We start from the raw sequence: 3383 nt of genomic DNA, 5'->3' as shown, positions 1-3383 counted from the left end.
TATCTTTTTTCATATTGGAAAAACGAATGCGATGCTTGATGCTGAGGACGCGATCATCGATATGAATCGCTTGGGGGCAAAGTCATGAGGTGCCTCGTCTGTCAGGAGACGATCGAACCTCAAGTCACGTGGGAGAATTTTTGGCAGGTACCTGAGAAAGAAAAGCTTTGTTTAACTTGTTGGAAACAAATGGAGCGTATTGTAAAGCCCGGATGTCCGATCTGTTTTCGAAATGATGATCAAGGGATATGTCCTGATTGTCAGAAATGGACGGTGACCCATGAAGGTGTACTTGAGAAAAATGTTTCCGTTTTCCGTTATAACGATTTTGCTAGAGATGTCGTAGCCCGCTGGAAGTATCGGGGGGATTACGTGCTCATGGAGGCGTATAAAAAGGACGTGAGCAAAGCCTTCCACAAATATTACTCAGATAAAGAGCCATTAGTTAGCATTCCTCTTAGTGAAGATCGCATGATAGAAAGAGGATTCAACCAGTCAGAAGCAATCATTCGCCTATTAGGCAGGGAATCTATAAATCTATTAGAGAGAGAAGGAATGGAAAAGCAATCAAAAAAGCAACGTGCCGCACGGATTCACTCTGCAAACCCATTTCGATTAACTACGTCTATTAATGAACCCATTATCCTTATTGATGATATCTACACAACCGGTACGACGCTAAGGCACGCCGCGAGCTTATTGAAACAAGCAGGATGTCCGAAGGTGAGTGCTTTTACGATTTTTCGTTAAATTCGTCTTTGGGATGTGGGCATGTTGCCGATATAATAGAAAAAGAGAGAAGTAGGAGGCGACGGAGATGGGAACCGTAGCGAATTGCTCACGTTGTAATGCGATTTTTATGAAAGGGACGGCAAAAGTTTGTCCAAACTGCAGGAAAATTGAAGAGGACCAGTTCCATACTGTTTATACGTTTATGAGGAAGAAGCAAAACAGAACGGCGACCGTTACTGAAATTGTAGAAAAGACAGGGGTCCCCGAAAAACAAATTCGCGGGTTTGTGAAACAGAAACGACTTCACCCGGCTCAATTTCCCAATTTGAGTTATTCTTGTGAAAAGTGTGGAACAGAAATCAGAGACGGGCGTATTTGTGAAAGCTGCAGGAAAGAGTTAGAAGCAGGTTTGGAAAAACACAAACGAAACGAAGAAATGAGTGAGAAAATAAAAGAAACACAGATCCAGGAGAGTAAGACTTATTACTCAGTGAAAAATGATCGGTAAGGATGATTTAATAATAAGGCTGATTTACCGATAGTAGAAGAAAGAACGGCGTGAATATAGAAAAGAGAGGTGAATGGCATGAAAATTAACAGACCGAACCATTCCCAATTGAACCCCTATCAGAAACAAATGAATAAACAAGTGGAAGCGAAAAATCCATCTAAACAACAAGATAAAATTGAAATTTCCAAGCAAGCGAAGCAAATGCAGAACACAGAAAAAGCAGATCCCGCTCGTGAGAAGCTGATTAATCAAATTAAAATCGACGTAGATACTGGAAATTATCAGGTCGATTCAAAAGCGACAGCGAAGAAGATGATCGATTTTTGGTCGAACAAGGGATAAAGGAGAATCATCTTGACGGTACAAACAGTGATTATAACGATGAACAAGTTATCACAGCTGCACGAGAGTTTATTGTCGCTTTCCAGAAAAAAAACCGAAGCTTTAAAATCGAATGATACGGAGGAATTGCAGATGTTGCTTACGCAAGAGCGCAAACATGTGCAGGCAATCACCCAGGTCGATGGGAAGCGCGCAGCAGCGGTCGAGCAGTGGTATCAATCTAATGATTTGACTCTAAATGATCCAACGATTTCAGAAATGCTCAAGTACATGGAAGGAAACGAAAAGGGTCAATTGCAAGAGGCATACGAAGCGATGATCCTTGTTCTTTCCAATTTGAAAGAGCAGGAGCAGCTGAACAAAGAGCTGACCCAGCAGTCGCTGCAGTTTATTAACCTATCTTTAGATATGCTTCAGCCTACCCTTGGCAATGTGAATTACGGTAATAAATCGGACAAAAGCGAGCAGCCGAAACGATCGGTGTTCGATTCGAAAGCTTAATGAAGAGGAGAATTCATAATGGTTTCAACCTTTCACGGACTGGAAGTGGCGAAGCGCGGGCTTTTCACGCAGCAGTCTGCTTTATATACGACAGGACATAATATTTCAAACGCTAATACGCCAGGGTACACGAGGCAGCGCGTTAATTTTGAACAGACCGGCCCTTTCCCGGCAGCTTCACGTAATCGCCCGGAAATCCCTGGACAGATCGGGAGCGGAGTGCAAGCTGGTTCGATTGAACGTGTGCGTGAGGAATTCCTTGATTTACAATTTAGAAACGAAAATAATAAAACAGGTTATTATGCATCTATGTCCAACTCGCTATCAAAAATGGAAGAAATCATGAATGAACCTTCTGATCAAGGCTTAGCCAAAACGATGGACCGTTTCTGGCAGTCGCTGCAGGATTTAGCCACCCATCCGGAAGCGAACGAAACACGTACCGTTGTCAGGCAGCGTGGAATAGCGTTCTCGGAAACGTTTAATTACCTATCTAATTCGATCAACGGCCTGCGTCAGGATGTAAAGAATGAGATTAACGTGACAACGAAAGATATCAACAGTCTCGCAAGTCAGATTAACAGCTTGAACAAGCAGATCGCAGAAGTTGAGCCACATGGCATGCTTCCGAATGACTTGTATGATGAGCGTGACCGGCTTGTCGATCAGCTGTCAGGGTTGGTTGATATTAAGGTGACCAATGTCCAAAACTCAAAATCAGCTTCTGCTATGGCTGATGGCATTTATACGATTGAAATCGTCGGTGAAAACAATCAATCCCTTTTTCAAGATGGTTCGGGAAAAAGCGTGGCGCTCGTCGATGGTAACAGCTTGACCTACACTCAGGTAGACATTAAGGATGAGGGCGCTGACAACTCCGTTAGTCAGATTGGCTTGAAGTCTTCTGGCAGTGAGACGACTCTCTCTACGGTAGATGCTACTGACTTCGGTTCAATGGGCAAACTGAGAGGATTAGTCGATAGTTATGGCTATGAGAATGGCAATGGTGAGGCAGTCGGAATTTATCCAAACATGCTCAACGAATTGGATAATATGGCCTTTACTTTTGCGCAAAAGTTCAACGATGTTCATGAGAGCGGCAACAGCTTAAACGAGATTGATAACGGCACAGCCTCTGACATAGCCTTTTTTGGAGACAACAATGGATCGTTTAATCGAAAAGGCTATGCAAGACGGATGGAAATTGCCCAGTCGATTAAAGATAGTGTCAGTAATATAGCTGCTTCAGTTACCGACAATAAAGGAAACGGCGAAAATGCGTTAAACCTTGGTGAAG

5 protein-coding genes are annotated in these 3383 nt (G+C 43.1%); all 5 read left to right on the top strand.

The genetic code is table 11. The features are described from left to right. Positions 1–84: 84 nt before the first annotated feature. Positions 85–750 (top strand): ComF family protein, encoded by a 666-nt coding sequence (locus LD39_RS15220; protein ID WP_035549053.1) that lies wholly within the window; start codon positions 85–87, stop codon positions 748–750. Between the two features lie 67 nt (positions 751–817). Next, positions 818–1240, top strand: coding sequence for a TIGR03826 family flagellar region protein (locus tag LD39_RS15215; RefSeq protein WP_035549050.1), 423 nt, complete (start codon positions 818–820; stop codon positions 1238–1240). A 78-nt stretch (positions 1241–1318) separates the two neighbouring features. After that, positions 1319–1585 (top strand): flagellar biosynthesis anti-sigma factor FlgM, encoded by a 267-nt coding sequence (gene flgM / locus LD39_RS15210; RefSeq protein WP_035549046.1) that lies wholly within the window; start codon positions 1319–1321, stop codon positions 1583–1585. Between the two features lie 12 nt (positions 1586–1597). Beyond that, on the top strand, positions 1598–2086 hold the full coding sequence (locus LD39_RS15205) for a flagellar protein FlgN (protein WP_035549043.1): 489 nt from the start codon (positions 1598–1600) through the stop codon (positions 2084–2086). Positions 2087–2104: 18 nt separating this feature from the next. Beyond that, a partial coding sequence (flgK, locus tag LD39_RS15200) for a flagellar hook-associated protein FlgK (RefSeq protein WP_035549040.1) occupies positions 2105–3383 on the top strand: 1279 nt, incomplete at its 3' end.

It is taken from the genome of Halobacillus sp. BBL2006, assembly GCF_000786645.1.
GTDB lineage: Bacteria > Bacillota > Bacilli > Bacillales > Halobacillaceae > Halobacillus.
The sequence above is the reverse complement of the archived record's forward strand: the minus strand, read 5'-3'. Positions and strand labels throughout refer to the sequence as shown.